The organism is Bacillus sp. JJ1566, assembly GCF_036962685.1.
GTDB lineage: Bacteria > Bacillota > Bacilli > Bacillales > Bacillaceae_L > Ferdinandcohnia.
Genome location: NZ_JBALOP010000041.1, coordinates 13,870 through 36,923, shown reverse-complemented (window position 1 = coordinate 36,923; position 23,054 = coordinate 13,870). Strand labels below are relative to the sequence as shown.

General features: G+C 36.4%; 33 protein-coding genes and 1 pseudogene. 7 read left to right on the top strand and 27 right to left on the bottom strand.

The window, feature by feature from the left end:
* Positions 1-793 (bottom strand): methyltransferase domain-containing protein (locus tag V7112_RS15900; RefSeq protein ID WP_335421590.1); only part of this gene is annotated, 793 nt, incomplete at its 3' end.
* A gap of 414 nt (positions 794-1,207) precedes the next feature.
* On the opposite strand from V7112_RS15900, the gene V7112_RS15895 reads away from it, so the two are divergent.
* Positions 1,208-1,660, top strand: coding sequence for a CBS domain-containing protein (locus V7112_RS15895; RefSeq protein ID WP_335421527.1), 453 nt, complete (start codon positions 1,208-1,210; stop codon positions 1,658-1,660).
* 91 nt (positions 1,661-1,751) lie between these two features.
* Here the strand turns inward: V7112_RS15895 and V7112_RS15890 are convergent, their stop codons facing one another.
* The 11 genes and pseudogenes from V7112_RS15890 to V7112_RS15845 form a co-directional block, all read right to left on the bottom strand.
* Positions 1,752-3,206, bottom strand: a complete 1,455-nt coding sequence (locus tag V7112_RS15890) for a DHA2 family efflux MFS transporter permease subunit (protein ID WP_335421526.1) — start codon at positions 3,204-3,206, stop codon at positions 1,752-1,754.
* A 182-nt stretch (positions 3,207-3,388) separates the two neighbouring features.
* The gene (locus V7112_RS15885) at positions 3,389-3,955 is read right to left on the bottom strand and encodes a TetR/AcrR family transcriptional regulator (RefSeq protein ID WP_335421524.1); all 567 of its coding nucleotides are present in this window, start codon (positions 3,953-3,955) and stop codon (positions 3,389-3,391) included.
* 155 nt (positions 3,956-4,110) lie between these two features.
* Positions 4,111-4,599, bottom strand: coding sequence for a methyl-accepting chemotaxis protein (locus V7112_RS23860; protein WP_438823898.1), 489 nt, complete (start codon positions 4,597-4,599; stop codon positions 4,111-4,113).
* A 273-nt stretch (positions 4,600-4,872) separates the two neighbouring features.
* Positions 4,873-5,406, bottom strand: a pseudogene (locus V7112_RS23855) (protoglobin domain-containing protein); the annotation flags it as partial.
* A 130-nt stretch (positions 5,407-5,536) separates the two neighbouring features.
* Positions 5,537-6,058, bottom strand: a complete 522-nt coding sequence (locus V7112_RS15875; RefSeq protein ID WP_335421520.1) for a GNAT family N-acetyltransferase — start codon at positions 6,056-6,058, stop codon at positions 5,537-5,539.
* 17 nt (positions 6,059-6,075) lie between these two features.
* Positions 6,076-6,525, bottom strand: coding sequence for a GNAT family N-acetyltransferase (locus V7112_RS15870; RefSeq protein ID WP_335421518.1), 450 nt, complete (start codon positions 6,523-6,525; stop codon positions 6,076-6,078).
* 12 nt (positions 6,526-6,537) lie between these two features.
* Complete coding sequence (locus V7112_RS15865) at positions 6,538-7,206, bottom strand: VOC family protein (protein ID WP_335421515.1); 669 nt, start codon at positions 7,204-7,206, stop codon at positions 6,538-6,540.
* A 21-nt stretch (positions 7,207-7,227) separates the two neighbouring features.
* On the bottom strand, positions 7,228-7,515 hold the full coding sequence (locus V7112_RS15860; protein WP_335421513.1) for a hypothetical protein: 288 nt from the start codon (positions 7,513-7,515) through the stop codon (positions 7,228-7,230).
* 100 nt (positions 7,516-7,615) lie between these two features.
* Positions 7,616-7,795: a hypothetical protein gene (locus tag V7112_RS15855; protein ID WP_335421511.1), complete on the bottom strand. Its 180-nt coding sequence runs from the start codon at positions 7,793-7,795 to the stop codon at positions 7,616-7,618.
* Positions 7,796-7,908: 113 nt separating this feature from the next.
* A complete protein-coding gene (locus tag V7112_RS15850; protein ID WP_335421509.1) occupies positions 7,909-8,223 on the bottom strand; it encodes a hypothetical protein in 315 nt (104 codons plus the stop codon).
* Positions 8,224-8,239: 16 nt separating this feature from the next.
* Positions 8,240-9,058, bottom strand: a complete 819-nt coding sequence (locus V7112_RS15845; RefSeq protein WP_335421507.1) for an SDR family oxidoreductase — start codon at positions 9,056-9,058, stop codon at positions 8,240-8,242.
* 176 nt (positions 9,059-9,234) lie between these two features.
* On the opposite strand from V7112_RS15845, the gene V7112_RS15840 reads away from it, so the two are divergent.
* Positions 9,235-9,864 (top strand): hypothetical protein, encoded by a 630-nt coding sequence (locus tag V7112_RS15840; RefSeq protein WP_335421505.1) that lies wholly within the window; start codon positions 9,235-9,237, stop codon positions 9,862-9,864.
* A gap of 76 nt (positions 9,865-9,940) precedes the next feature.
* Here V7112_RS15840 and V7112_RS15835 read toward each other — a convergent pair whose 3' ends face one another.
* The 3 genes from V7112_RS15835 to V7112_RS15825 form a co-directional block, all read right to left on the bottom strand.
* Positions 9,941-10,105, bottom strand: a complete 165-nt coding sequence (locus V7112_RS15835; protein ID WP_335421503.1) for a hypothetical protein — start codon at positions 10,103-10,105, stop codon at positions 9,941-9,943.
* 317 nt (positions 10,106-10,422) lie between these two features.
* Positions 10,423-10,884, bottom strand: coding sequence for an inner membrane protein YiaA (gene yiaA, locus V7112_RS15830; RefSeq protein ID WP_335421501.1), 462 nt, complete (start codon positions 10,882-10,884; stop codon positions 10,423-10,425).
* Between the two features lie 116 nt (positions 10,885-11,000).
* The gene (locus tag V7112_RS15825; RefSeq protein WP_335421498.1) at positions 11,001-11,297 is read right to left on the bottom strand and encodes a hypothetical protein; all 297 of its coding nucleotides are present in this window, start codon (positions 11,295-11,297) and stop codon (positions 11,001-11,003) included.
* Between the two features lie 588 nt (positions 11,298-11,885).
* On the opposite strand from V7112_RS15825, the gene V7112_RS15820 reads away from it, so the two are divergent.
* Positions 11,886-12,026, top strand: a complete 141-nt coding sequence (locus V7112_RS15820) for a YjcZ family sporulation protein (RefSeq protein WP_438823897.1) — start codon at positions 11,886-11,888, stop codon at positions 12,024-12,026.
* A gap of 107 nt (positions 12,027-12,133) precedes the next feature.
* On the opposite strand, the gene V7112_RS15815 is transcribed toward V7112_RS15820, so the two are convergent.
* The 6 genes from V7112_RS15815 to V7112_RS15790 form a co-directional block, all read right to left on the bottom strand.
* On the bottom strand, positions 12,134-12,271 hold the full coding sequence (locus V7112_RS15815; protein ID WP_335421496.1) for a hypothetical protein: 138 nt from the start codon (positions 12,269-12,271) through the stop codon (positions 12,134-12,136).
* On the bottom strand, positions 12,261-13,100 hold the full coding sequence (locus tag V7112_RS15810) for a hypothetical protein (RefSeq protein WP_335421494.1): 840 nt from the start codon (positions 13,098-13,100) through the stop codon (positions 12,261-12,263). Before V7112_RS15810 ends, V7112_RS15815 begins: the two co-directional genes overlap by 11 nt.
* Before the next feature lie 369 nt (positions 13,101-13,469).
* On the bottom strand, positions 13,470-13,796 hold the full coding sequence (locus tag V7112_RS15805; protein ID WP_335421586.1) for a YnfA family protein: 327 nt from the start codon (positions 13,794-13,796) through the stop codon (positions 13,470-13,472).
* Positions 13,797-13,863: 67 nt separating this feature from the next.
* Positions 13,864-14,229, bottom strand: coding sequence for a DnaA N-terminal domain-containing protein (locus tag V7112_RS15800; protein ID WP_335421492.1), 366 nt, complete (start codon positions 14,227-14,229; stop codon positions 13,864-13,866).
* A 113-nt stretch (positions 14,230-14,342) separates the two neighbouring features.
* Entirely contained in the window at positions 14,343-14,717 is a 375-nt protein-coding gene (locus V7112_RS15795; RefSeq protein ID WP_335421489.1) for a DUF4440 domain-containing protein, read from the bottom strand.
* Positions 14,710-14,868, bottom strand: coding sequence for a hypothetical protein (locus V7112_RS15790; RefSeq protein WP_335421486.1), 159 nt, complete (start codon positions 14,866-14,868; stop codon positions 14,710-14,712). Before V7112_RS15790 ends, V7112_RS15795 begins: the two co-directional genes overlap by 8 nt.
* Positions 14,869-15,023: 155 nt before the next feature.
* Between V7112_RS15790 and V7112_RS15785 the strand changes: the two genes are divergently transcribed.
* Positions 15,024-15,554, top strand: a complete 531-nt coding sequence (locus tag V7112_RS15785; protein WP_335421484.1) for a GNAT family N-acetyltransferase — start codon at positions 15,024-15,026, stop codon at positions 15,552-15,554.
* A gap of 53 nt (positions 15,555-15,607) precedes the next feature.
* On the opposite strand, the gene V7112_RS15780 is transcribed toward V7112_RS15785, so the two are convergent.
* Positions 15,608-16,075 (bottom strand): GNAT family N-acetyltransferase, encoded by a 468-nt coding sequence (locus V7112_RS15780; RefSeq protein WP_335421482.1) that lies wholly within the window; start codon positions 16,073-16,075, stop codon positions 15,608-15,610.
* Between the two features lie 180 nt (positions 16,076-16,255).
* Between V7112_RS15780 and V7112_RS15775 the strand changes: the two genes are divergently transcribed.
* Positions 16,256-16,798, top strand: coding sequence for a sigma-70 family RNA polymerase sigma factor (locus tag V7112_RS15775; protein ID WP_335421480.1), 543 nt, complete (start codon positions 16,256-16,258; stop codon positions 16,796-16,798).
* A complete protein-coding gene (locus V7112_RS15770; RefSeq protein WP_335421478.1) occupies positions 16,779-17,747 on the top strand; it encodes a DUF4179 domain-containing protein in 969 nt (322 codons plus the stop codon). Before V7112_RS15775 ends, V7112_RS15770 begins: the two co-directional genes overlap by 20 nt.
* 96 nt (positions 17,748-17,843) lie before the next feature.
* Here the strand turns inward: V7112_RS15770 and V7112_RS15765 are convergent, their stop codons facing one another.
* Entirely contained in the window at positions 17,844-18,608 is a 765-nt protein-coding gene (locus tag V7112_RS15765; protein WP_335421475.1) for an SDR family NAD(P)-dependent oxidoreductase, read from the bottom strand.
* 173 nt (positions 18,609-18,781) lie between these two features.
* On the opposite strand from V7112_RS15765, the gene V7112_RS15760 reads away from it, so the two are divergent.
* Positions 18,782-19,384, top strand: a complete 603-nt coding sequence (locus V7112_RS15760) for a TetR/AcrR family transcriptional regulator (protein ID WP_335421473.1) — start codon at positions 18,782-18,784, stop codon at positions 19,382-19,384.
* Between the two features lie 71 nt (positions 19,385-19,455).
* Here the strand turns inward: V7112_RS15760 and mqo are convergent, their stop codons facing one another.
* The 4 genes from mqo to V7112_RS15740 all read right to left on the bottom strand — a co-directional run bounded on the left by mqo (position 19,456) and on the right by V7112_RS15740 (position 23,033).
* Positions 19,456-20,976, bottom strand: a complete 1,521-nt coding sequence (mqo, locus tag V7112_RS15755; protein ID WP_335421471.1) for a malate dehydrogenase (quinone) — start codon at positions 20,974-20,976, stop codon at positions 19,456-19,458.
* A 470-nt stretch (positions 20,977-21,446) separates the two neighbouring features.
* Positions 21,447-21,854 carry a YkvA family protein gene (locus tag V7112_RS15750; protein WP_335421469.1) on the bottom strand — a complete coding sequence of 136 codons (408 nt, stop codon included), beginning with the start codon at positions 21,852-21,854 and terminating at the stop codon, positions 21,447-21,449.
* 65 nt (positions 21,855-21,919) lie between these two features.
* Positions 21,920-22,162 carry a glutaredoxin family protein gene (locus tag V7112_RS15745; protein WP_335421467.1) on the bottom strand — a complete coding sequence of 81 codons (243 nt, stop codon included), beginning with the start codon at positions 22,160-22,162 and terminating at the stop codon, positions 21,920-21,922.
* 16 nt (positions 22,163-22,178) lie between these two features.
* A complete protein-coding gene (locus V7112_RS15740; protein WP_335421465.1) occupies positions 22,179-23,033 on the bottom strand; it encodes a pirin family protein in 855 nt (284 codons plus the stop codon).
* Positions 23,034-23,054: the final 21 nt, after the last annotated feature.

Sequence of the window (23,054 nt, the reverse complement as noted above, 5' to 3'; positions counted from 1 at the left end):
TTTTACCAATCAATATATCTAAATCAACCGTTATTTGCACAGATTCCTTATTTAAAATTTGTGCTACTTTATCTTTTTTTGACCAAGTCATCGGGGTCATTTGAACCAACCATTCAAGGGCAATTTTATCAAGCGTTCGGGTGTAGGTTATCCTTGAACTGTCGACAAATCGAAAATTCTCATGAAATCTATTTTTTGTGTCCTCATTAGAATATAAATGATTTTCAAAAAGCTGTTCCCGTAGCTCCTTCAAGTAGCCACTTTGAGGAACAATTTTAATAACTGCACCATTTATTTTTAGCAGTCTATTAAATTCAGTATAGTTCGACGGAGAGAAGATATTGAGTATGAAATCGAACTGTTCATCCTGAAACGGGGTGTTTGCAAGATCTGCCACCGCCCAAATTTTATTTGGGTAATTCTCAGATGCCGCACGTATTCCTACCTTAGAAATATCAATTCCCACACCAACTACATCTTTATTTAAACCTTCACAAATAGCTGACAGGTGTGAACCTTCACCACATCCTGTGTCAAGAATAGATAATTTGGTTCCTGAATGTTTATTGATAATATTTGAAATTTCACGAATAAGCGGCTGGAAAAAACCACATTCGTTTATAAGATTTCTTCGTGCCTCAAATAGTTCTTGACCGTACCTCGTGTTTACCGGACGAGCCATAAAATTGTTATAGCCCTGTTTCGTAAAGTCAAATGTATGACGATTGATGCAAACCAAGCTCTTGGCATCCACAACCTTCATTGATGAATGACAAATAGGACAAGCAAACATCGATTCAAATTTACTCACATAATTTGCACTTTGTATTCTTTTATTCCTTTGTAACAAAATAGCCACCTCATTCATTCGTTTTTAGAAATGAAAAAGGCATAGACAAATAAACCCTTACCAACGTTTCAAAAAAATAAGTAGGGCCTTGGAATCGTCTATACCTGTTTCTATCTATAACGAATGAATTGAATAATCATGGAAAAGGACTCCTTTGTTTCAGTTTAAGACTATGCTCATTAATATGGTAGCAAGGCTTAAGAAACAAATCAATCTATAATTGTATCCAAAACCTTTCTACGACATTCTTATACCACAAAATTGTCAAATTTCTAAATGACAAGTGAAACGTTATTTTTGTTAGAATATTAATATATTACTATGTATGCGATTACAAACCAAAAGGAGATATTGGCAATGAAAGTTAGAGAATTCATGATAACAAAAGTTTTTACTGTAAAGCCTTCGAATACTATCAAAGAGTTAGTACTTGTTCTTAAAACAAACCGAATTGGCGGTGTGCCAGTTGTTGATGATAAAGGAAATTTAGTCGGTATGGTCTCAGATGGGGATGTATTACGGTACCTTACTCCAAGGCCTATAGGAATTGCTGGAATTGTTTATTTAATAGAAGTTGGGGAATTCGAAGATGTCATGAAGGAAAAATTGGATACACCGGTAAAAGAAATTATGACCAAACGAAATATCCTCTCCGTATCACCTGATGATGATTTCGAGGGTACAATGCGTTTATTATCCCAGCATCGTTTCAAAAAACTTCCCGTCGTTAACGGGGCAGGTCGGGTTATTGGTGTTCTTAGCAGAGGGGATATTATCAATAATATAACGGAGAAAATCCTTATATCATAAAAAAAGAAACCATTCGTAAAGATACGTCTCTCCGAATGGTTTCTCGATTAATATAAAAGAAAGTCCAGGGATGCTAGTTAAGCTTGATTCCCTAGTTTTGAACAGGTTCTGTTGCTTTCACTGCTAATGGAGATTTTTCCTTTTCATTGTTTGTCTTTTTTACAAATATAGAACAAATTAATGTAACAATCGAAATTCCAGTAATAAAGTAGAAAGTATATTTTATACCTGCTGCTAATATTTCCGGTTGGGAAGCATGAGGAGCATCAATTACATAATTACCTTGACCAGCTGTAAAGATCGTAATCGCTATGGCTGTTCCGGCTGCACCTGCTACCTGGTTTAATGTATTCATAGCCGCTGAACCATCTGCATATAATTCACGTGGCAATTGATTAAGTGCATTTGTTTGTGATGGCATCATGACCATCGTTATCCCAAAGAAGAAAATCATAAATGCTACGATGATTAGCCAACCAGAAGTTGTTGATGAGATTACGGATGCAAACATGAAATTTGCAATCACCATCACAATAGAACCAATAATGACGAAAACACGTGCTCCGAATTTATCAAATAGGGTTCCAACAATCGGTGACATAATTACATTAACGGCGTTACCAGGAAGTAGGATTAAACCAGCGGCCGCAGCACTTAATAATAAAGCATCTTTCAAATACATTGGTAATAAGATTCCAGTTGCTAAAATCATTAAAATACCAAGAAACATCATGGCAGTTCCTAATGTGAACATAGGGTACTTAAATACACGTAAATTAACCATTGGTTGATCCATTTTCATCTGGCGAATGCCAAACAACGCTAGTGCCATAACTCCTACAAGTAAAGGTCCCCATACCTTAGGAGATGAAATAGATGCTTCCGCCATCGTTGCTAACGCGTAAATTAATCCGCCAAAACCAATTGTAGATAAAGCAACTGATGAAAAATCAATTTTTGGTTTCGTGATTTCCGAAACATTTTCAATTTTAGCTACTGCAAAAAGTGTCAATAAAACATATAAAATTGCGCTAATCCAGAAAATATACGGCCACCCCAACGTACTAATAATAACCCCTGAAAGTGTTGGTCCCAATGCTGGACCTAATGTAATAACAAGACCCATAATCCCCATGACTACTCCACGTTTATGAACAGGGAAAATAATTAATAGAACACTCGTCATGACCGGTATTAGAATACCTGTGCCGATTGCTTGGACGATACGACCGATTAATAACATTATAAAATCTATAGACACTGCTGCTAAAATTGCTCCTAACAGCGAAAGAACAAGTCCCCCAATAACTAATTGTCTTGTGCTAAACCACTTCATTAATAGTGCTGAAATCGGCACTAAAATGGCTAATACTAATAAATATCCTGTTGTTAACCATTGGGCAATAGGGGCTTTGATTGAAAATTCACCCATAATATTCGTTAATGCCATGTTTAATGCTGTTTCACCAAATAAACCAATAAACGTACCTAGCATTAGGATAAATGCCATTTCCTTTGGATTTTTAACTTGTAAATGTGTATTCATAAAAATCTCCTTTTTCTTTGATTCGACCAGAATTTTATCTATTTTTTGCAAAATAAAGGCCAATCCCCCTTCACCCTGAGCTTTGCTCATGAAAAAGTGGAATTAGCCGTTTTTCAAAAACCATATTATTCTTTTTTGTAAGGTTGGGAACAAGTATTGCTTAGGCATTGAAATCTGTAAACTCATTTATTGAATTTCTGTACTAAATTAGGAATCACTTGAGAAATCGTTTTTAGTGGTAAGCTTGAATTTTGTGTTAAACATAGCATCATTCCACCCTCAACAGTCGCTACCATCGTCAGAGCAATAGAATCAGCTGTTTTTACCGAAAATCCATCTGCTACTAGTTTGTTTGAATAAATCCGTTGCATTTTTGAATATAAGAGGGAACAAGTATTGCGAACGGGTTCACTCAATGAAGCCATTTCGCTAACGATACTGCTAAATGTGTAACCAGCAATCGTTCCTTCCGTTTCGAAATGACCGATCACTTTATCAATCATAGCTTTTGTAGCTTCGTTTGTGTTCGAGCACCGATTAAAAATTTCCTCAATATCCTTGGTAATGACTTCATTCAATTCTTGAAGGCAGGCAATAAGTAATTCTTCTTTTCCATTTGGGAAGTGATGATAGAGTGCACCTTTTGAAATATTACATGCTTTTAATATTTCATTTAGTCCTACACCTATATATCCTTTTTGTTGAAAAAGCTTTGTTGCGATTTCAATGATTAGCGATTTTGTATCCATACCCTTCCTACACCTCCGACATACCAACTGGTCTGTTTGTAACTTTACCAAAAATTTTTCCTTATAGTCAAGAACTTTTTTACTACGATTATAGTGTTAACCAAAGTTCTGACGTTATATGATAATTCGAATAAAACCCAAAAAGCGAAAAAACATTATACGCTCTGTGTTGCTTTATTTAAGTGTTCAGCAGATACTGAGATTTGTTTAGTTACTGTTCCAATTTCTTCAATTACTGATACTAATCCTCTTATCTGGCCATCCATTTTTCCTAAATTACCTTCATTTTCTTCAATAGATATACTTATAGTTTGGAAAGTCTCGTTTGTTGATTTGGATGAATCAGCTCCAGCTCTAATTGTTGCCTCAACACTTTTCAGACTTTCAATAACTTTAGTCGTGTATGAATAAGATCTTTCTATTAAATCTTGTATATTTGTGACTGATGATTTCGTTTGTTCAGCTAGTTTTTTCACTTCTTTAGCTACTACAGAAAAACCTTTACCATGTTCACCTGCACGAGCTGCTTCAATAGCTGAGTTTAAGGCCAGTAAGTTTGTCTGGTCCGCAATTTCATGAACGATTCTTATTACTTCTGTTATCTGTTTTGATGAATCTTCTAGCTTTTGCACACTATTTCTCATTGAACGAGTATTCTTTTCTGCTTCATTCATATTATGTAATAAGTTAGAAAGTGTTTTTTGCCCTTCAATAATTTGTTCCTCTATAGCTCTGGCTTGCTTATAACTACTTTGTACTAGTTCTCCTACCTCATGACTATTGGAAATAAGTGATTCTACAGATGCATAAGTTTCTTCTGATACAGCAAGTAATCCTTCACTAACATCGATCACCTGATGTTGAAGTGAACTTTTCCCTTCTTCAAAAGTAGCTTTTAGTTTTCGTTCATTTTCCTCATTGTACGCTTCTAATACCAACTGTTGTTCTAAACTTAATAGTTTTGTAACCGCTGACCAAATAATCCTAAATTCAACTCGATCACTCACTTCCTCATTAAAAGCACGAAAAAGAGATTGCTGTAAGTTTTGAAAAGAACCCATATACCAAGAGGGTAAAAGTCCAATTCTATAATGAATCTTAGCAATCTGCATTCTTTTCTCAACGAACATTGAATCTAATTTTCCATCAAACATTTCTAACAGGTGTATTCGGAGAGTTTGACGAAGTCTGTCTACACTACTGTTCTTTTCGATAATTTCAACCAATTCATTTACTTTCAAGATATTCTCATAAAAACCCGCTACAAGTTGATCCACATGTTTCTCTACTAATGGTTTAATACAAGCAACTACTCTTAAATCTTCTTCAGTCAGCTTAATCATCGACATTTTCTCTTTAAAATGTTGATTAGTTATGTTGGTTTCAGCCTTTTGTTCAGATAGCAGAGACAACCATTTTTTATCACTAGACTTACTTCTCTTTAAGAACATTTTCTTCCCCCCATAAAGTAAAAACCTTCTCTAGTTAGAGAAGGAACATCTATAGTACCTAGTACTATTATCCTATAAAAGCCTTGTTGAATAAGTGACAACTTTGTAAAAGCTTTGTAAACATCTCAATTTACAATTCTATCCAAAATCTCTTTATGACGTTCCCGTCTTCCTCGATAAATTCCGAATCAGGTGCCCCGCCATTATTTAAGATCGTTTTTGCTGAACCTATATTATCATGGTCACAAACAACCAATGCTTTTTGAATACCGAGTTCTCTAGCTTTTTCTAAAGATAATGCTAAAAGTTTCGTTGCAAATCCTTTCCGTCGCTCAGATGGACGGATTCCATACCCAATATGCCCGCCACAATTGAATAATGTTTCGGTTAACCGATGCCGAATATTAACTGCTCCTATCACTCTTTTGTTTTCACCGACTAACCAGAAGGTTGAGTCAGGCACCCAATTTTCCGGAAGATTCTCACCTTTTTCAGAGTCAATCAAAAACTGAAGCATTTCTTTAAAATTTGAAGGGTCCTTACTAATAACCCACGGAACCATATCTTCTCCGCTGTCCTTCCATTCTTTGTAGAAAGATAGATATTCGGATTCGTAGTCCAGTGATGGCTGAATTAGAATTACCTGTTCCATTATGTTCACCTACCATATTATGTTTTTTTCTTTTTTATAAAATAGGTTATGGATAGCTGTTGGTCAACCAATACTTCTTTTACTTTTTCAAATCCGTTCTTTTGATAAAAATGGATAGCAGGAATATTTTTAGTTCCTGTTGCTACTTTTATCGTGTTCGCTCCGTACTTACTTTCAATGTAATGCAAAAGCATCTGGGCAATCCCTTTTCTGAAGTGGTTTGGGTGGACAAACAGCCTATATATGTCAATCTCATTTCCCTCAACTTTAAATGCTATTACTCCACAGACTTCTTCCCCTATACAGTATCCATAGAATATTTCCCCAGATTGTTGCAAGGAATCCACTGTATCCTTTAGTGGAGGAATGTCGCTGGTTCCAATTAGTTCAGCTTCAAACTTATAAGAAGCAGTTTGAATGTTTAACACTTCACACGCTTCATGTTGAATATTAATTTTTCTAATCAAGATATTCCCCTCTTATATTTCTACTAGATTATCCGAACCAACTGTAATTCTACTGCCATCAGTTGTGTGAATTTCAATCGGATATACAGCAGAAGCTTTATCAGAGAAAATCCATCTTCTCCCTGGCTGATTAAGGATGATGAAAATTCCTTTTGATTTTTCGCCCATAAAATTAAGTGATGTTTGACTTATTGGCTCATTATCCCGTTTATTTATACCAAGATCTATTAGCCTATTTCCTACACTGATTGCATCATTTACAGTCAGACCTATTTCACTAATATTTAACACACTTTCTATCGAGAAGGGCTTTGTCCCTTTTTCTGAAGTATTTCTTGCAATGAATTCTACAATATTCCCTGCTGGATCATCAAAATATAAGGCATGAGCATCAAAGAATGAAAAATAGGCTTCATCATCTCCATCCTCAGTATTTAATTGGACTCTCTCTTTTGCCCATTCCTTTGCTTCATTAAATTTGTTTGAGGGAATATTAAATGCAAAGTGGTAATAGGGATTTCCTTTTACGTTTTCCGATGTGAATTCCAATTCACTCGAACCCACTGCAATACGAAAACGATTCTTCTCCTCTTTCACTAAAGGAAATCCAAAGAGGTCCACATAGAACTTCTTCATTTCTTTGATTCGAACTGTTTGTAAGATTAGTAATTTTATTTCCATGTGTATGACACTCCTTACATACTATTGATTCATAACAGTAAATCCGATCCAACCAATTAGGATAAAGTTTGGAGCAATCAGCAAGATGGATAACCATTTTATCCTTTTGGCAAGGGACATTGCAGCTCCCACGTAAAAAAGTGGAAAGATGAGCCCCCAGATTTCAAATAGTGGTGTAGATGCTAGATATAGGGACAAGGGCACGATTAGAACTGAAGATATCACGAGCAATAATGGTTTCTTTAAACAAATTGCTAAAATCGAAAGAATAAGTGAAGCAATCATGAACGGCCAAAATAATAATGCCATAGAAACCTCCCATCTGACCAAAAGGAAATTTGTGTATTACCTAAATAAGTTCAACAAAATGAGGTGTTAATCCTGCTTTGATTAACACCTCTTAGACCGGTTATGTTTTTAAAATGAGCAAAATGATGAGGAAAATAATGAGTCCAATCATAAAAATCGTGCCCAGACTTGCGCTGTAGACGATATACACATTCACATGGAGAATGACATGGACAATCAGGACAACTATTATCAAAATCAGTAATAGGATTGCTACATGAATATTTTTATTTCTTTTCAAAAAATCAGCACCTTAAAAATAGATTAGGATGGCTTGTATTATTACATTTATTCTTTAATTGATAGCAATATTCCATTAACCCCTAATCAAAGTGCTCTTTTCCAGATTAAAAACTACTTCTTTCTTACGAGTCGATTTATACCTAATAATAGGAATAGAACACTTACTGCCCAGGCGATACCCGCAAATCCCATATGAAAGGATGCTTCCTCGGCAGCCATGCTGGTTCCATTGCTATAAGTGTTTATTGATGTAAGAAGATTTTCTCCTGCAAGGCAAAATAACACCAAATAGATAAGGAAATAAACAAATGAGCGGACATCAAATCTCCTGCTTATCCAAAGACAAAGCAAGAAAATAACCTGAGTTGCCATTACGCTCCAAAATCCCCAAAGAAGCATTGGATACACTTCTGCCTCTAAAAACATACTAATTCCTCCATTATTAAGTGTGTGGGCGCCAACGTCCAAATCCACCCTCTGTATTAATGATTTGTCCAGTAATCCAAGAAGCTTCTTCTGTTAACAACCACGCAATAAGTCGTGCAGGATCTTCAGGCTGGCCCATTCTTCCAAACGGAAACATTGGTTTCAGATTTTCCCACACTTCCTTTGTCATGTACCCTGTATCAACTGGTCCTGGGTTTACTGTATTAACGGTAATGTTTTGATCAGCCAATTGGTCAGATAGTGTCAGCGTTAGATCAGCTAATGCTCCTTTGGAAGCAACGTACGCCACTTCACCTAACATTGGCCCTAACCTTTGTCCGGAAGTCATGAAAATAACTCCCCCTCTGCCTGACCTAGGATCATGCTGTTTCGAAAAATATTGAGCCAGTAAAATAGATGAACGTGCATTAACTGCCCAGTGTTTATCTAACATTTCTACAGTTAGCTCACCAAGTGCGCCATCGCTACCACTCATTGCATGATTACAAACAAGTGCATCCAAATGGCCGCAATTACGACTGATTTCATCCATCACCCTTCTTGGTTCTTCGGGATTAAAAAAATCCCCGCTAATATCGTACAGAAACGCATCATCAATTAGCTCAGCCTTTATGCCATTTATTACTTCATCTAAGTTATCTGCACCCCAAGATTGTTCTTTATCGTGTGCCTGGAAATGATGAATTATCACAGATGCTCCCCATGCTGCAACTTGCCGTGCAGTCGCATATCCAATCCCTTGGCGACGACTAACACCAGTAATCAGTACTTTTTTACCTTTAAGTGGATATGGGTCTCGAATTAATTTGCTCATCATTCGTGACCTCCTTTTTTCAGTAGATTAGAAGCTTCATTATCTCTCCTTTAAATTAGCATGTTTTTCCAAATTTTACATCTGTTTTTTACTATATTAATTCTACAAAATCGTTGTTACCTTATTGTTTTCCAATCGTATAATTAGTATGGGATACATAGAAATGGGGGGTTAAATTGAAGAAATACAACATGAAAGATTTTGTTACGGCTGGTGTTGTTCTATTGATTGCTGTAACAATTCTAGCTGTTATGAGAGAACAAGCGATAAAGGAAGATTATAACGGACTACAGAAGGATAATGAAAAATTAGTAGAACAGATAGTTAAAATGGAAGAAGAATTGGATGGTCAATCTAGCTCATCTAAGGAATTAGAGAAGGAGAATAAACGCTTAACAGAAGATGTGTTAAAACTAGAAGGGGAAGTTGAAGCATTGAAAACACCTGTTAATTACCAGGATATTCTTGAGGCGATAAAATTAGTTGAATCTTATAAGGAAGCTAAATCGTTCGAAGAGGCGAGTAAGTTTATCGCCTTCAATATTGGTAATGGAATGACTGCCCAAGACAGCTCCCTCACCTGCCCATGTTTTTTCGTATTTAACGAAAAGTCGGTTGAATGGATACAAAATGCGGTACATGAACTAGAAACAGTTAGAACAGAAAAAGATAGAATAATTTTAACCTATAACACCGTTAAGGATATTGGTGAATACGAGTTCGTCATGACAAAGGCCATGGGCAGAGATGATCCTACCGAAAAGTGGAGAATTGAAAAAATTAAACCTGAATCGAATAAAAATTAACTAGACATTCTATTGGTAAAGGCATTGCAAAATCTGCAATGCCTTTTATTTATCAACCTATTCTTCAAAATTTGTTCTAATATTTCTTTTCTTCCTTAACTGCTAGAATATGAGTTTCTGCTCCACATTCTTTACGGATATTTTTTCTCGCTTCTGCAGGTGTCCTGGCGTTAACCTGCCTCACTTCGGTTTTTCCGTCCACTTCTATTTCAACAAGGAAGCATTTTGCCCCACATCTCATGAGAAATCCTCCTTCTGTTTCCTTTTTATAAGTGGAGGTATCGTTAATATAAGTAACAAAATCCCGATAACTAAATATCTCCCCTTTCCCTCGTAGGAAATAATCAGTATTAGCTCCCAATAGTTTGTTGGACCAGAATGAGGACCTTCGGAAAATGGATAATCAAAGGCAAAAGGTAAGATTCCAAAAAATGATATTAAAAGTCCTATTACCAAGAACAAGTACAAGATTTTCGTCATGACATACACCTCAAATTTAGAAACACATTTATCAAAAGAACCATCCAATTAGAAATGGATGGCCCAAATTTAGAACTATTAATCTCTTTCTCTCGCCTTTTGTGTATCACGAATGTTCTTTTGAACGGTAATCGCTGCAAAAAGACTAAGAACGAATGCCATACCATAAAATCCTTTTTCACTTAAAACGATACTTCCTGCGTTGTATAAACCGATGGCCATCAACGAAATGGATACAATAAGGGCAACCCAGCTGATCCCATAATAAATACTTGTAACCGGAATTCCCTCTTCTTTATCCCTTACCGCTTTTTGCAAAGAAACGGATGCATACAGACCAAATATTAAAATTGCAAAATAATACCCTTTTTCATTGAGTTCCATTGCTGCGTTAAACAAACCGATAAGATAAGCAGAAACCCCAACTAACAACGCTGCCCATGAAGCCCCTTTAAAGGCTGCAGTTGGTTCCCCTTCTTTCCGCTCCATCTTCATTTTCGGTTTTTCTTTCTCTTTATCCACAAAAACCTCATTCTCCATTTACATGTCCCCTCCATTTGTTTGTACCCTTAAGTGCATAAATACATTATACAAAAATCACTTACAAAAAATGAGCATTTTCTCGTTTATTACCATTGAATTTTCTAGGATTCTAGTTATTTTTTTAGCACCCTATAGCCACCAATAATGACAAAGGAAACAAATCCCAAAATGATAAAAAGTCGAATCATGAAGTGATCAATGATATAGAGTGCAAAAACCATAGTTAAAAGGAAAACACCTACAACCGCTCCAAACTTCGTATAACGAATTGCATCATCCGAAAACTCGGGATCTTCTTTGTACATCCATCTTTGTCCAAGTAGCATACTTTCTTCTGGATAAAAATAGGTCCAAATGAACACAGCATATAAGGGAATCATGAGAATGAAATACATAATGAATTCAGCCAAAGTAATCCCCCTTGTGTTGGTATGACCTTACTAAATTATACGTTTCTACTTACGATTAGGTTTCGAATTATTCTGTCTTTTATAAATACAAAAAATAGGAAACTATAAAAAACACGTTAATTGAAAGGATAGCCCTAATCCAAGTTGCTTTTTTACTTACGCCTGCTTTTGATTCTAAATAATTTATGTATCCAATTGTGAATAAAAAGCCAATAAAACTAAAATTGTTCCTACTCCACCCCAAAAACATACTTATGTACGAAACCTTCTTAATCTTCTTTCACAAAACAATCCCCCAAAACAGCTGTACTTTTGATACTAAAATGACTTAAACCTGTATACTGATTTTACCATACATCAATACCAAAATATTACAAATTTTTCATTCCTCTTTATCGAAAAGTATCCCTCCTTAATGTCCGGGGCAATTACCCATTTTAAAGGCGAAACGTGGCAATTTTAAACTAGGTGAGTATACTGTAGGGAATCTTCACTATAAAGAAAAGGAGAATGAACATGGAGTTAAATCTTAATAACGTAAATGCGGCATCTTTTTCAAGTCCTTATATGGCACCACAACCAACTTATATGGCCCCAAGCTATGAATCTGAATGTTGTCCTAGTTATGGTTATGGGTATGGTTGTCAAGAGCCTTGCAACGATTCCTTTGTATTAATCGTTGTATTGTTTATCTTATTAATCATTGTTGGTGCTTGCTTCTATCGTTAATTAGTAAAGCAAAACCAACCAAAAACACCACACAAAAACAAGAACATATTTGAAAATATGTTCTTGTTTTTTGGAAAGATTTTATCCAAGCTTACCTTTGAGTCCACTCATCCACCAAAAATTCTGTTACGATATACAATAATTGTAGTTGTAATCAATACGATGGTTACAACGAGAAGAACAGTAGCAGCCAACACGACAGCACACATTGTATCCATAAGAATAGACCAATCCTCAATTTTCACTAGATTTGCGCACCTTTTGTTCTTCTTTTTTATCTAATTCCTTTTGTAAATCCACGAACATCTTATTTTCCAAGTTAAATGATAATCCCTTTTGAATCGAGGTCCTGGCTTCATTCAGTAAATTTGCTTTTATTTGCGCATCGGCAAGTGCATACCAATAAAACCAGGCGTCCATTTTTTCTATCTTCTTTTTATAAAATTCATCAACTTTAGGATAATACTCTGTATACACCTTCGCATTATTAGTTAACATCTTGCCATTCCAGCCGATTACGTCCACTATGTACGCGTCACAACAAAATCTGTCCCAAATGGCCAAATATATGTGATGATCCTTTGTTAAAATATCCATCTTGTGATAAAAGTGGTCGTAAATTTCCTTAAATGAAGGACTCTGCCATTGGAATATTTCTAGTTTATTTCCTGCGGATGCACCCACCATCCAGCCGACTACATACTCTTTTACACCATCACCTGTTATATCCAAAAGGGTTGAAAGTTCGATATCAAATCCTTCTCCTGCCCTTTCCCAAATCTTTTTCCAGTTGTGTCTTTCTTTCTTTAGAATCATTACCTTTATCTTCACGGGGTCTCCAGGCTGTTTAAAGGGAACTATCAATTCCTTCTGCCCGTCTTGATCAAAATCATATGCCTGAACAGGCTGAGTTTGAGTGTGTGAATGTGGTTTCAGCAATTCTGCATCCTTGGGTAAAAAGTGTTTGATCACTTTGCTATACTCCTTGTCCATTTGAGTAGAGGCATGGACTAAGGCACTGGGTATATGGCAGAACACCACAATAGAAATAATCAACAACATAAGTAATCGCATAAAATCCCTCCCTTGACTTATCTTTAATGTTTGAATCCCCAAATATTCAATGAAAGATTTCATCTTCTGAGACTTTACCAAAATACTTTTTGCATATGAGAATTTATTTGTTCATATATTGGAATTAGGACAACTAGTCTTAAAATTGGAGGGATCATTTTGGATAACCATGAAAAAGAATCTCAAACGAAGTCGGATAACAGAAACTATATTAGGGTTAATAATAACTTTCAGTTTACGATTAATTTTGGTGATTCATTAAATTTGCTAGCTCTACTTGCTGGCGTATTTTTCATTAGAACTCTCTCTAAAAAACACAAACATAACAAAAAGAAGGCGCTGATCCTCAAATAGATCAACGCCTATCAGTTATTGTCGCGGAGCAAATAACATGACTGACACACCAATGATACAGATTCCTGCACCTAGCCAATCGTATAGATCGGGTGTTTTTTTATCAATCCCCCAGCCCCATAGGACGGAAAGCACGATAAAAACTCCCCCATATGCAGCATAAACTCTTCCGAATGATGGAAAGGTTTGAAAGGTCGCAATCACTCCATACAAAGCTAAAGCAATTCCGCCACCAATCCCCCAATAAAATGGCTTGCCTTCTCTTAACCAAAGCCAGATTAAATAACCTCCACCAATCTCGGCGATACCAGCTACTATAAAAAAGAAAATTGCATGTAAGATTTAAACCACGTCCTAAACAAAAATATTATCTGAACATCAACAAAATTACGATACCGAATTATGATACCTATGCTTTTTCCAAATGATTGATTCTTTCTTCTAACTCATTAATCTTTTGTTGTTGTGCTGCAATTAATTTCATTAACTCCCCGTATTCGTTGCTGCCTTTGCTTTTTTGAAATTCGTTCCGTTCAAATGCTAGACGTTCTCCTACAATTACAATTTCCAGGCTTTTCCCCGCTACTTCCTCTACTGTTTTAGAAATCAACGACTTATAGCGAGAATCAAGCCAATCAGCCTGAAAATCATTTTTAGCTTTTACGAAAACAACGTCGTCTTTACATTCTGCTGTAGTGTTCTTTAGCCAAGTTTCAAAACTTGGTTTAGAAATTTGATCACTAATCCTATTTAAAACCTTTTGCCAAACCTCCATTACAACATCCCCTATTTTACCCACAGTTCATTACAAAGCTCTTGCTCTAGATAAATGTAAACAGTAAATTTCAACACTTTTATTATATCAACCATTCTCTTATACCAAAAACTTTAGCTTCTAAGTACTTCACTTAACTTTAGAGTCGTGATCGTGCCTTGATGAAAAAACAATTGCCATCTTCCATCTATTAATTTCCATATGGAACTTCGGAGGGTATTGCGGTTTCTCGTCTTATCGACAATGAAATAAGTGGTTAAAACAACATCTGGTGCCAGCGGATAAATTTCATAGTTATGGAGGGACATTTCCGTAAGTGCAACCCCAGATTCAAGGCATTCTTTTTTATCAAACATATAACCCGAGCTACCAATCTCAAAAAATTCATCTGCTAGGATTTTATCTAATTCCTCACGACTTTTCCGAACTTCAATGTTTGTGTGCATTTCCTCTAATTCTTTTAAATGTTGCTTTAATTGTTCATTCATTATCTTTAGATCCCTTCTTAATATCTTCTAACAATCCAACGATTTTTTCATTTGTATGATACAGTTTCTTTAACTCTTTTTCGATTGATATAAAATAATTTATAACAGCCAAAATGATGAGAATTCCTCCGATCCAAAAAATGACTTCCATAAGGCTTCCTCCCTCCCCTACGTCCATTAATTTATTTTTATGTACTATTCTTCTTAAACCCTCCCAATCCTTCTTCAACTTTTATATTTCTGGTAAAATGTATAGACCAATACAACATCATTTGTGAAAAAGTCACAGAGAATAGAGGGTTATATATGGAACATTTAATAAGACAAGAACGACCTGAGGATTTTCGCGAAACTGAGGAAGTTGTAAGAAAAGCTTTTTTGAACGAAGAATACAGCAATAAGACAGAACATTTTCTAGTAAACCGAGTTCGAAAATCGGATGCTTTTATACCTGAGCTTTCACTGATAGCCGTTAATCAGGATGATGAGATTATTGGACATATTCTCATCTCAAAGATTCGGATTGTGGATGGTGAACGTTCTTTCGATTCTCTGGCACTGGCACCTGTGTCGGTCATACCGGAATATCAGCACCGTGGAATTGGAAGCCAATTAATCCGTGCTGCACTAAATGAGGCTAAGGAACTCGGATATCAATCGGTGATTGTGCTAGGGCATCAGGATTATTATCCACGGTTTGGCTTCAAACAGGCAAATCTTTGGAATATTAAAGCTCCTTTTGAGGTACCGAATGAAGTGTTTATGGCACTCGAATTGGTTGAAGGATCTCTTGAAAATGTTCAGGGTGTCGTGCAATATTCGGAAGCATTTGAGTGATAAGAAAAGGGGTGTCTAGCGGTTGAAACGACTCGTTGAGCAGCCCCGTTTTATTATTTTAATTTTAAACAATAAATTGGCTCAGGATGATGCCCCTCTTCCACCTCTCCAGTTGCTTTAAACCCTGCTTTTTCATAGGTTCGTATTGCACGTTCATTATTATAGATAACAGATAAATAGATTTCATTGCATTGATAGGTTTCCAGCATATCTTCAATAATTGTATTTAAGACAGGAATCCCATACCCTTTTCCTTGAAAGTGATGCCCAAGCATCATACTTATCAATTCATGCCGATTTGTTTCTTTATGATAGCCGTGTGAAGTAAAGCCTATCAGTGTTTCGTCATCATAGATTGCTTTTGGTGTGAAACCAAACGTTTGGCATACTGCTAGAAAATACGCATTTGACCCCACCCATCTTTCATAGATTTGAAAGTATTTTTCTTGGTTTTCATCAGACTTTAACTTGATGACATCATAAAAATTTTCCACTGTTACATCGACTAATCTAATCTTCATGCGAGTTCCCCTTTTAAGTTAAAAATGATTTACCACCCTACTAAATTCAACATATGGCGTGCCCATCCTTCTAGAACAGTACGTTTTTTATTCGACAAAGTGTTATATTGTTTTTACACAATAATTTTTGAAACCTTTTATTCTATTTCATGCCTCTAATAATTGAAAGGAGGTTAGCTAATGTCGTATTCTACGAAATTAGTTGAGTTGGCAATTGCTGGCGATAAACAAGCATTTGAACAACTTATTAAACTTGAAGCTGAAAAATTATATAAAATCGCGTATTTACATATGCGGAACAAAGAGGATGCACTGGATGTGATACAGGAAGCTACCTTTAAGGCCTATATTTCGATACACCAACTGAAATCGCCTGCTTTTTTCAGTACATGGCTTGTAAAAATCTTAATGCGTACAGCCTACACAGAACTTGCACGAAAAAAGAAGATAGTACAGCTACCGGAAGAGACATTAGATTATCTCATGGAATCGAGCCCAGCACTTGAGCTGAACTTATCAATCGACTTATCTGATGCACTATCATCGCTAAACATGAACTATCGAAATGCTATTTTACTTTTCTATTATTATGATTTACCGATTCGTACGATTTCTACAATTCTTAATAAACCACAGGCAACAGTTAAAACATATTTGCGTCGAGCAAAAGCCGAATTAAGAAAAACGTTAGGGGCTGACTATTATGGAAAAGGATTTATTTAACGAAATTGAAATACCGAAACAAGAACTAAATTTTGCGATTGATAAAGGGATTGAACGCGGTGAAAGGTCCCGTAAAAATAGAAAATATATAAAACCTTTAAAACGCACATCCATTATTACTACTGGGGCTGCTGCTGTACTCCTTGCGTCAGGGTTTATTTTTTCGCCTGTCAATCAGGTGCTAGCGCAGGTTCCGATTATTGGAGGTATTTACGAAAATTATCAAATGCCGGTCGGTCAGGATTTGGCAGCAGAGCAATTGATTACAGAGATCAATGAAACCGTTGAAAATAATGGGGTCAAAATGAGTGTTACATCGATTTTTTATGATGGGTCCTATGTTGGTATAACCTTTAAAGCAACTGGTGAAAACTTATCTGATACATTCGGAGGAGAAACAGGTCCTGAGCCAGGTTACGCCTATGAGATGTTCGACGGAAAGGATGAATCAGGATGGGGAGGCGTTATGGGAACATTAACAAAACAAGGTAACGACTATGTCGGTGCGATGATATTAGAAACCCGCAACGTGAAAAATTCTGAAGAGTTAACACTTCCGATTACATTTACACATATGGCAGGTGTTCAAGGCGATTGGTCATTTAATCTTTCCGTTAAGAAATTGCCATCTCGAGAAATTGAGTTAAATAAAACGCTGTTCTCTTCAAACAAGGATTATAGCCTCCATTTCAAAGATATTAACATTGGAAAAACAAACGCTATTTTAACCTATGAAGAGTTAAAAACAGCTGGGATTGAGGGTGAGAACCTATATTTTGAAGTTGTTTCAAACAAAGGGGAAAAATTATCCTTAAATTCCGTTTCAAATTCTAAAATTATCTTTGAAATAGATAGTAAAAATCCGCCGAAGTTTATCAAGGTGAAGCCATATTATAAAATCGGCAACGAAGAAATAAGTTTGGGTACTTTAAAGGTTGATTTGAAATAAAGGTAAAAAAACCGGACTTCACTAGTTGTCCGGTTTTTTGGGGTCTAAAAATTCATGAAGAATAAACATATCGATGTTCATTCGATCTTTTATTTTTTATCGAGCAGTCCATGCTCCATCAACAGTTACTACTTCACCGTTGATGAATTTAGATTCATCAGAACCTAGGAATAATGCTGCAGCTGCAATATCTTCAGCTTGTCCACCATTGAATGGCCCAAGATCTCCAAATGTTGCTGCTCCTAGTGGATCTAAACCAGATAAGTTTGCTGTCATACCTGTTGCAATTGATCCTGGTGCAATTACATTTGCGCGGATTTTTCCATTTTCACGACCATAGAATGCTGCAATATTTTTTGTTAATCCGATTGCAGCGTGTTTTGACATGGTGTAAGCTGCTCCACCACGTGCTCCAAGGTAACCAGCAATGGAAGCAACACTCACGATTGTTCCACCAGTTTCTTGTTCTTTGAATACCTTGATAGCTGCACGGCTTGCAAAGAATTGACCGTTTAAGTTAACCCCCATTACACGTTCAAATAATTCATTTGTCGTATTTTCTACTGATGCCATGTTATCAAAGATTCCAGCAATGTTAGCTAGGATATCTAATTTTCCATATTCATCTAAAGCTTTTTGAATCATTGCATCAATATCTGCCTCTTTCGAAACATCCGTTTTAATTCCAACTGCTGTACCTCCAGCGGCTTTAATCTCTTCAAGTGTTTCATTCATTGAAGCTTCGTTAAACTCGGCTAAAACAACTTTAGCCCCTTCTTTTGCATATAATTTTGCAGTTGCTCGACCCATTCCTGAACCTGCTCCTGTTACAATAGCTACTTTACCTGCTAATCTTGACATAATAATATTCTCCCCTCTATTGAATCTGAATTTATCTTGAACTCAAGATATATTGAACACTTTAATCGTAAGACATGTCTGTTTGGGCTTCAATATGCAATAATAATAGAAGTGTACGATAACCAACATATTTATAAGTTTTGTATGTTAAAAGTGTAAGAAGGAGATTTCAAATGTCTATTCAGCATCCCGACAAACGTGTAAAAAGAACAAAAGAGACGTTTAGACAAGTTTTATTATCACTAATGGAAGAAAAAAGCTTTCATGAAATTACAATCACAGAAATAGTAAGGGCTGCAGATTTCAACCGTGGTACCTTTTATGCACATTACGAACAAAAAGAAGATTTATTAGATGAGATTATAGAAGAGATGTTTAAGGATATGACCGAGGCTTATCGAAAACCATATGTCGATTTATCGGTTGTAGATTTCAACAAAATTCCAGCAAACTCAATTGTTTTATTTGAACATTTTTTAGAAAATAAAAATTTCTATAAATTGATGTTACGTCCAACAACGAACTATAATTTTCATGAGAAGTTATTAAAACGGTTGGATAAGATATTTAGAAACGAATTTGAATTCTTCGTTACTGATGTAGATCCTGATATTGATATTAAGCTTTTTAGTACCTACCGAATCCATGGAATTATCGGATTGATTCTTGAATGGATCGAAAACGATTTTGAACAATCTTCAACTTACATGGCAGAACAACTCATTCAAATATTAAAATTTCACACACCAAAAATCTATATCAAACAAAAAAAGTAATCCTGCCTTACTTAATGGAAAAAACCTCCAATCCCAATCGAGATTGAAGGTCCTTTTATTCTAGAATTCTTTTAATTCATGACAAGTTCCTTTTGTTCTTGCTCTTCTTTTTCGATTAGGCCAAGAGCCTCCCCTGTTGAAGCATTAATTTTAGCGAGCAGATCTGGGTGCTCCATGAGGGATAGACCATATGAAGGAATCATGTCTTTGATTTTTGGCTCCCATTCTAACATATATTGCGGGAAGCACTTTTTAATCACTTCGAGCATAACATGAACAGCGGTTGAAGCACCTGGTGATGCACCTAGTAAAGCTGCAATTGAGCCGTCAGCGGCTGTTATGACTTCAGTACCAAATTGGAGTGTTCCTTTGCCGCCAGCTTCGGTGTCCTTGATTACCTGAACACGTTGGCCCGCAACCACTAAATCCCAATCTTCACTCTTAGCATTTGGGATGAATTCACGCAATTCTTCCATGCGCTGTTCCTTTGTTAACAAAACTTGCTGAATCAAGTATTTTGTTAGTGCCATTTCTTTTACACCTGCAGCTAACATTGTTAACAAATTATCATGTTTTACGGACGTGATTAGATCTAAGTTTGAACCCGTTTTAAGGAATTTTGGAGAGAAGCCCGCAAATGGTCCAAACAGCAATGATTTCTTATTATCAATATATCGTGTGTCAAGATGCGGAACAGACATAGGTGGCGCTCCAACCTTTGCTTTTCCGTATACCTTTGCGTGATGCTTTTCAATGACTTCCGGATTTTTACATACCATGAAAATTCCGCTAACTGGGAATCCACCAATATGTCTTCCTTCAGGGATACCGGATTTTTGGAGTAAATGAAGACTTCCTCCTCCGCCTCCGATGAAGACAAATTTGGCTTTATGGTGTTCAACTTGACCATTACCTTCATTTTTCACCTTTAAATCCCATAAACCGTCACTTGAACGTTTTACATCTTTGACACTATGGTTGTAATTAATTTTGACATTTTTATTCTTTAAGTGGTCAAACAGCATGCGTGTTAAATTTCCGAAGTTAACATCTGTTCCAGCGTCTGCTTTTGTAGCTGCAATTGGTTCATTGGATGTGCGGTCCTTCACAATAAGTGGTATCCATTCCATTAATTTTGAAGGGTCATCGGAATATTCCATCCCTTTAAACAATGGATTGTTTGATAGCGCTTCAAAACGTTTCTTTAAAAAAGCAACGTCTTTTTCGCCTTGCACCATACTTATATGTGGCAGTGGCATGATGAAATCCTGTGGGTTGCGAATTAGATTGTTCTCCACAAGATATGCCCAAAATTGCTTGGAAACCTGGAATTGTTCGTTAACGTTAATCGCTTTCTTAATATCTAATGTTCCGTCTGGTTTTTCAACGGTGTAGTTAAGCTCGCACAGTGCTGCATGCCCTGTACCAGCGTTATTCATTTCGTGAGAGCTTTCCTCTCCTGGCTTGTCGAGCTTTTCAAAAACGGTAATGTTCCATTCCGGCACTAATTGCTTTAAGAGTGTTCCTAATGTCGCACTCATGATTCCAGCGCCGATTAAAATGACATCTGTTTTGGTTTCTATGTTGCTCATTTTTATCAACCTTTTCTTCTTAAAATTTAGACAAAAAAGATGAAGGCGGTCACAAAATCGGGCTCACCAGTGTCGGACAACCTCTTTTTCGTCTCAATCAAAGCCATATCAGGATGGCAGTTTTTTATAGACTAATAATTCAATATAATTATAGGCTATTTAAAAGCCGTTAAAAGTGAGAAGTTCAAAAAGAGGATCATGGAGTTCCGACAACCCGCGTTCCCTCTTTTGTTATACTAAAATCTAATTCTTCATTTTTATCATTATACCACGTAAAAACAGCATAAACATCAGATTGGAGCAAAATTAATCATAATAATTTGATAACTGGGAGCGTTTTTTTAGGTGTTTGTGGCTTGTCTAATCGTCGACAACTCTGCTCTGTCATCCTTATTCAACCTTCTATCCACAAAAATTCTTTTCTATCTCCACTAGTAAAGGAAAACCTGCATTTAACTTAAAATGCAAGTTCACAGGAAATATTGATACGCTTTTATGGCAATCCAGATGAAAAGAAGCGACCAGAGTAGAAGAATGAGCGCCCCTGCTACCCAATTTTTCGGCTTACCATTTTTTATTAATTCTTCTGCTTTTACTTCACAGTCGGCTATAACAGCCTTTGGGATCATTTTCATCGCAAACATGATTCCGATTGGAACAAGAATGACCTCATCTAGGTATCCAAGGATTGGAATGAAATCTGGAATAAGGTCGATTGGGCTGAAGGTATAAGCCACCACTCCAGCTGTAAAAAGCTTTGCATACCATGGAACTCGTGCATCCTTGTATGCAAAATAAAGAACGAATATTTGTTTTTTTAGTTTCTTTGCCCAGTTTTTGATTTTTTCCATAAGTTCACCCATTAATTTTGATGCCATATTTTATTCCATCATTTATGGGGTGTGAATTCCCCATTTACCATTCTTCTCCAAAAAGACTTCAGTTAATCTTTTTTTAGCGGTTCAAGCAGTTCAATTAGTTCAGGAGTAAAACCTTTAACAGCACGGTCTCCTACAACTGTTACCGGTACGCCTAAGAATCCGAACCGTTCCACTTCTTTTTGATAGGCTTCGTTTTCCGCAATATTTCGTACATCGAATGGAATCCCATTTTCGGTAAGTACCTTTTTGACAAAGCTGCACTCGACACAATCATTTGTAGTGTAAACTATTACTTCATTCGCCATATTTTTGTAATCTCCTTTATTCTGCCGGCGGGCCAAATTTTCCTTCGTGGAAATCGCGATATGCTTGTTGGACCTCTTCCATTGAGTTCATAACAAATGGACCATAAGCAACAATCTCTTCCCTTAGTGGAGCCCCAGATAAGACAAGGATTTTTGCACGACTATTTGCCTCTACTGTAAACTCACTTTCATTTTCACCATTTTCGTTAAAAGTAAGGGTTGCTGCCCCTGTTTTTTTCAAGCTTGTCTTACTTTCACCAAGCTCTAATTCACCAGAAAGCACGTAAACAAATGCATTATGATTTTCAGGTAAAATGTGTTTGTAGGTTGCTCCTTTTGCTAGAGAAATCTCGGTCATTGTTATTGGTACTAAGCTATTCATTGGTCCTTTAACACCTGCAATTTCACCAGAGTACACCTTCAATTCTCCACCTTCGACTTGGACAACTGGCACATGCTCCACGTAAACATTTTGGTAGGTTGTCTTTGTGTTTTTTAAGGAACGAGGCAGGTTCAACCAAAGCTGTAGTGTATGTGCGATGTCTTGATCAACCGGTTCCTCTGCATGTCTTGCACCGCTTCCGGCATTCATATACTGGACGTCCCCAGCCTCTAAAATAGAATTGCCGCCATGGTTATCAATGTGCTCTAGACGTCCATCGATGACATAGGTAATTGTTTGAAATCCGCGGTGTGGATGGTCTGGAAAAGCTCCATGCTTGTACCAATCCTCGGCCATAATGAGAAATGGATCAAAATCCTCAAACCGATTCGGAGGTAACACAAAGCCTTGCTGTACATGCGGATTGCCATTATTGTTGTATTTTACATACCAATGATCTTTTATATCTCTTTTAAAAAGGGAAGTCATTTCGTCCACTCCTTTTATCTT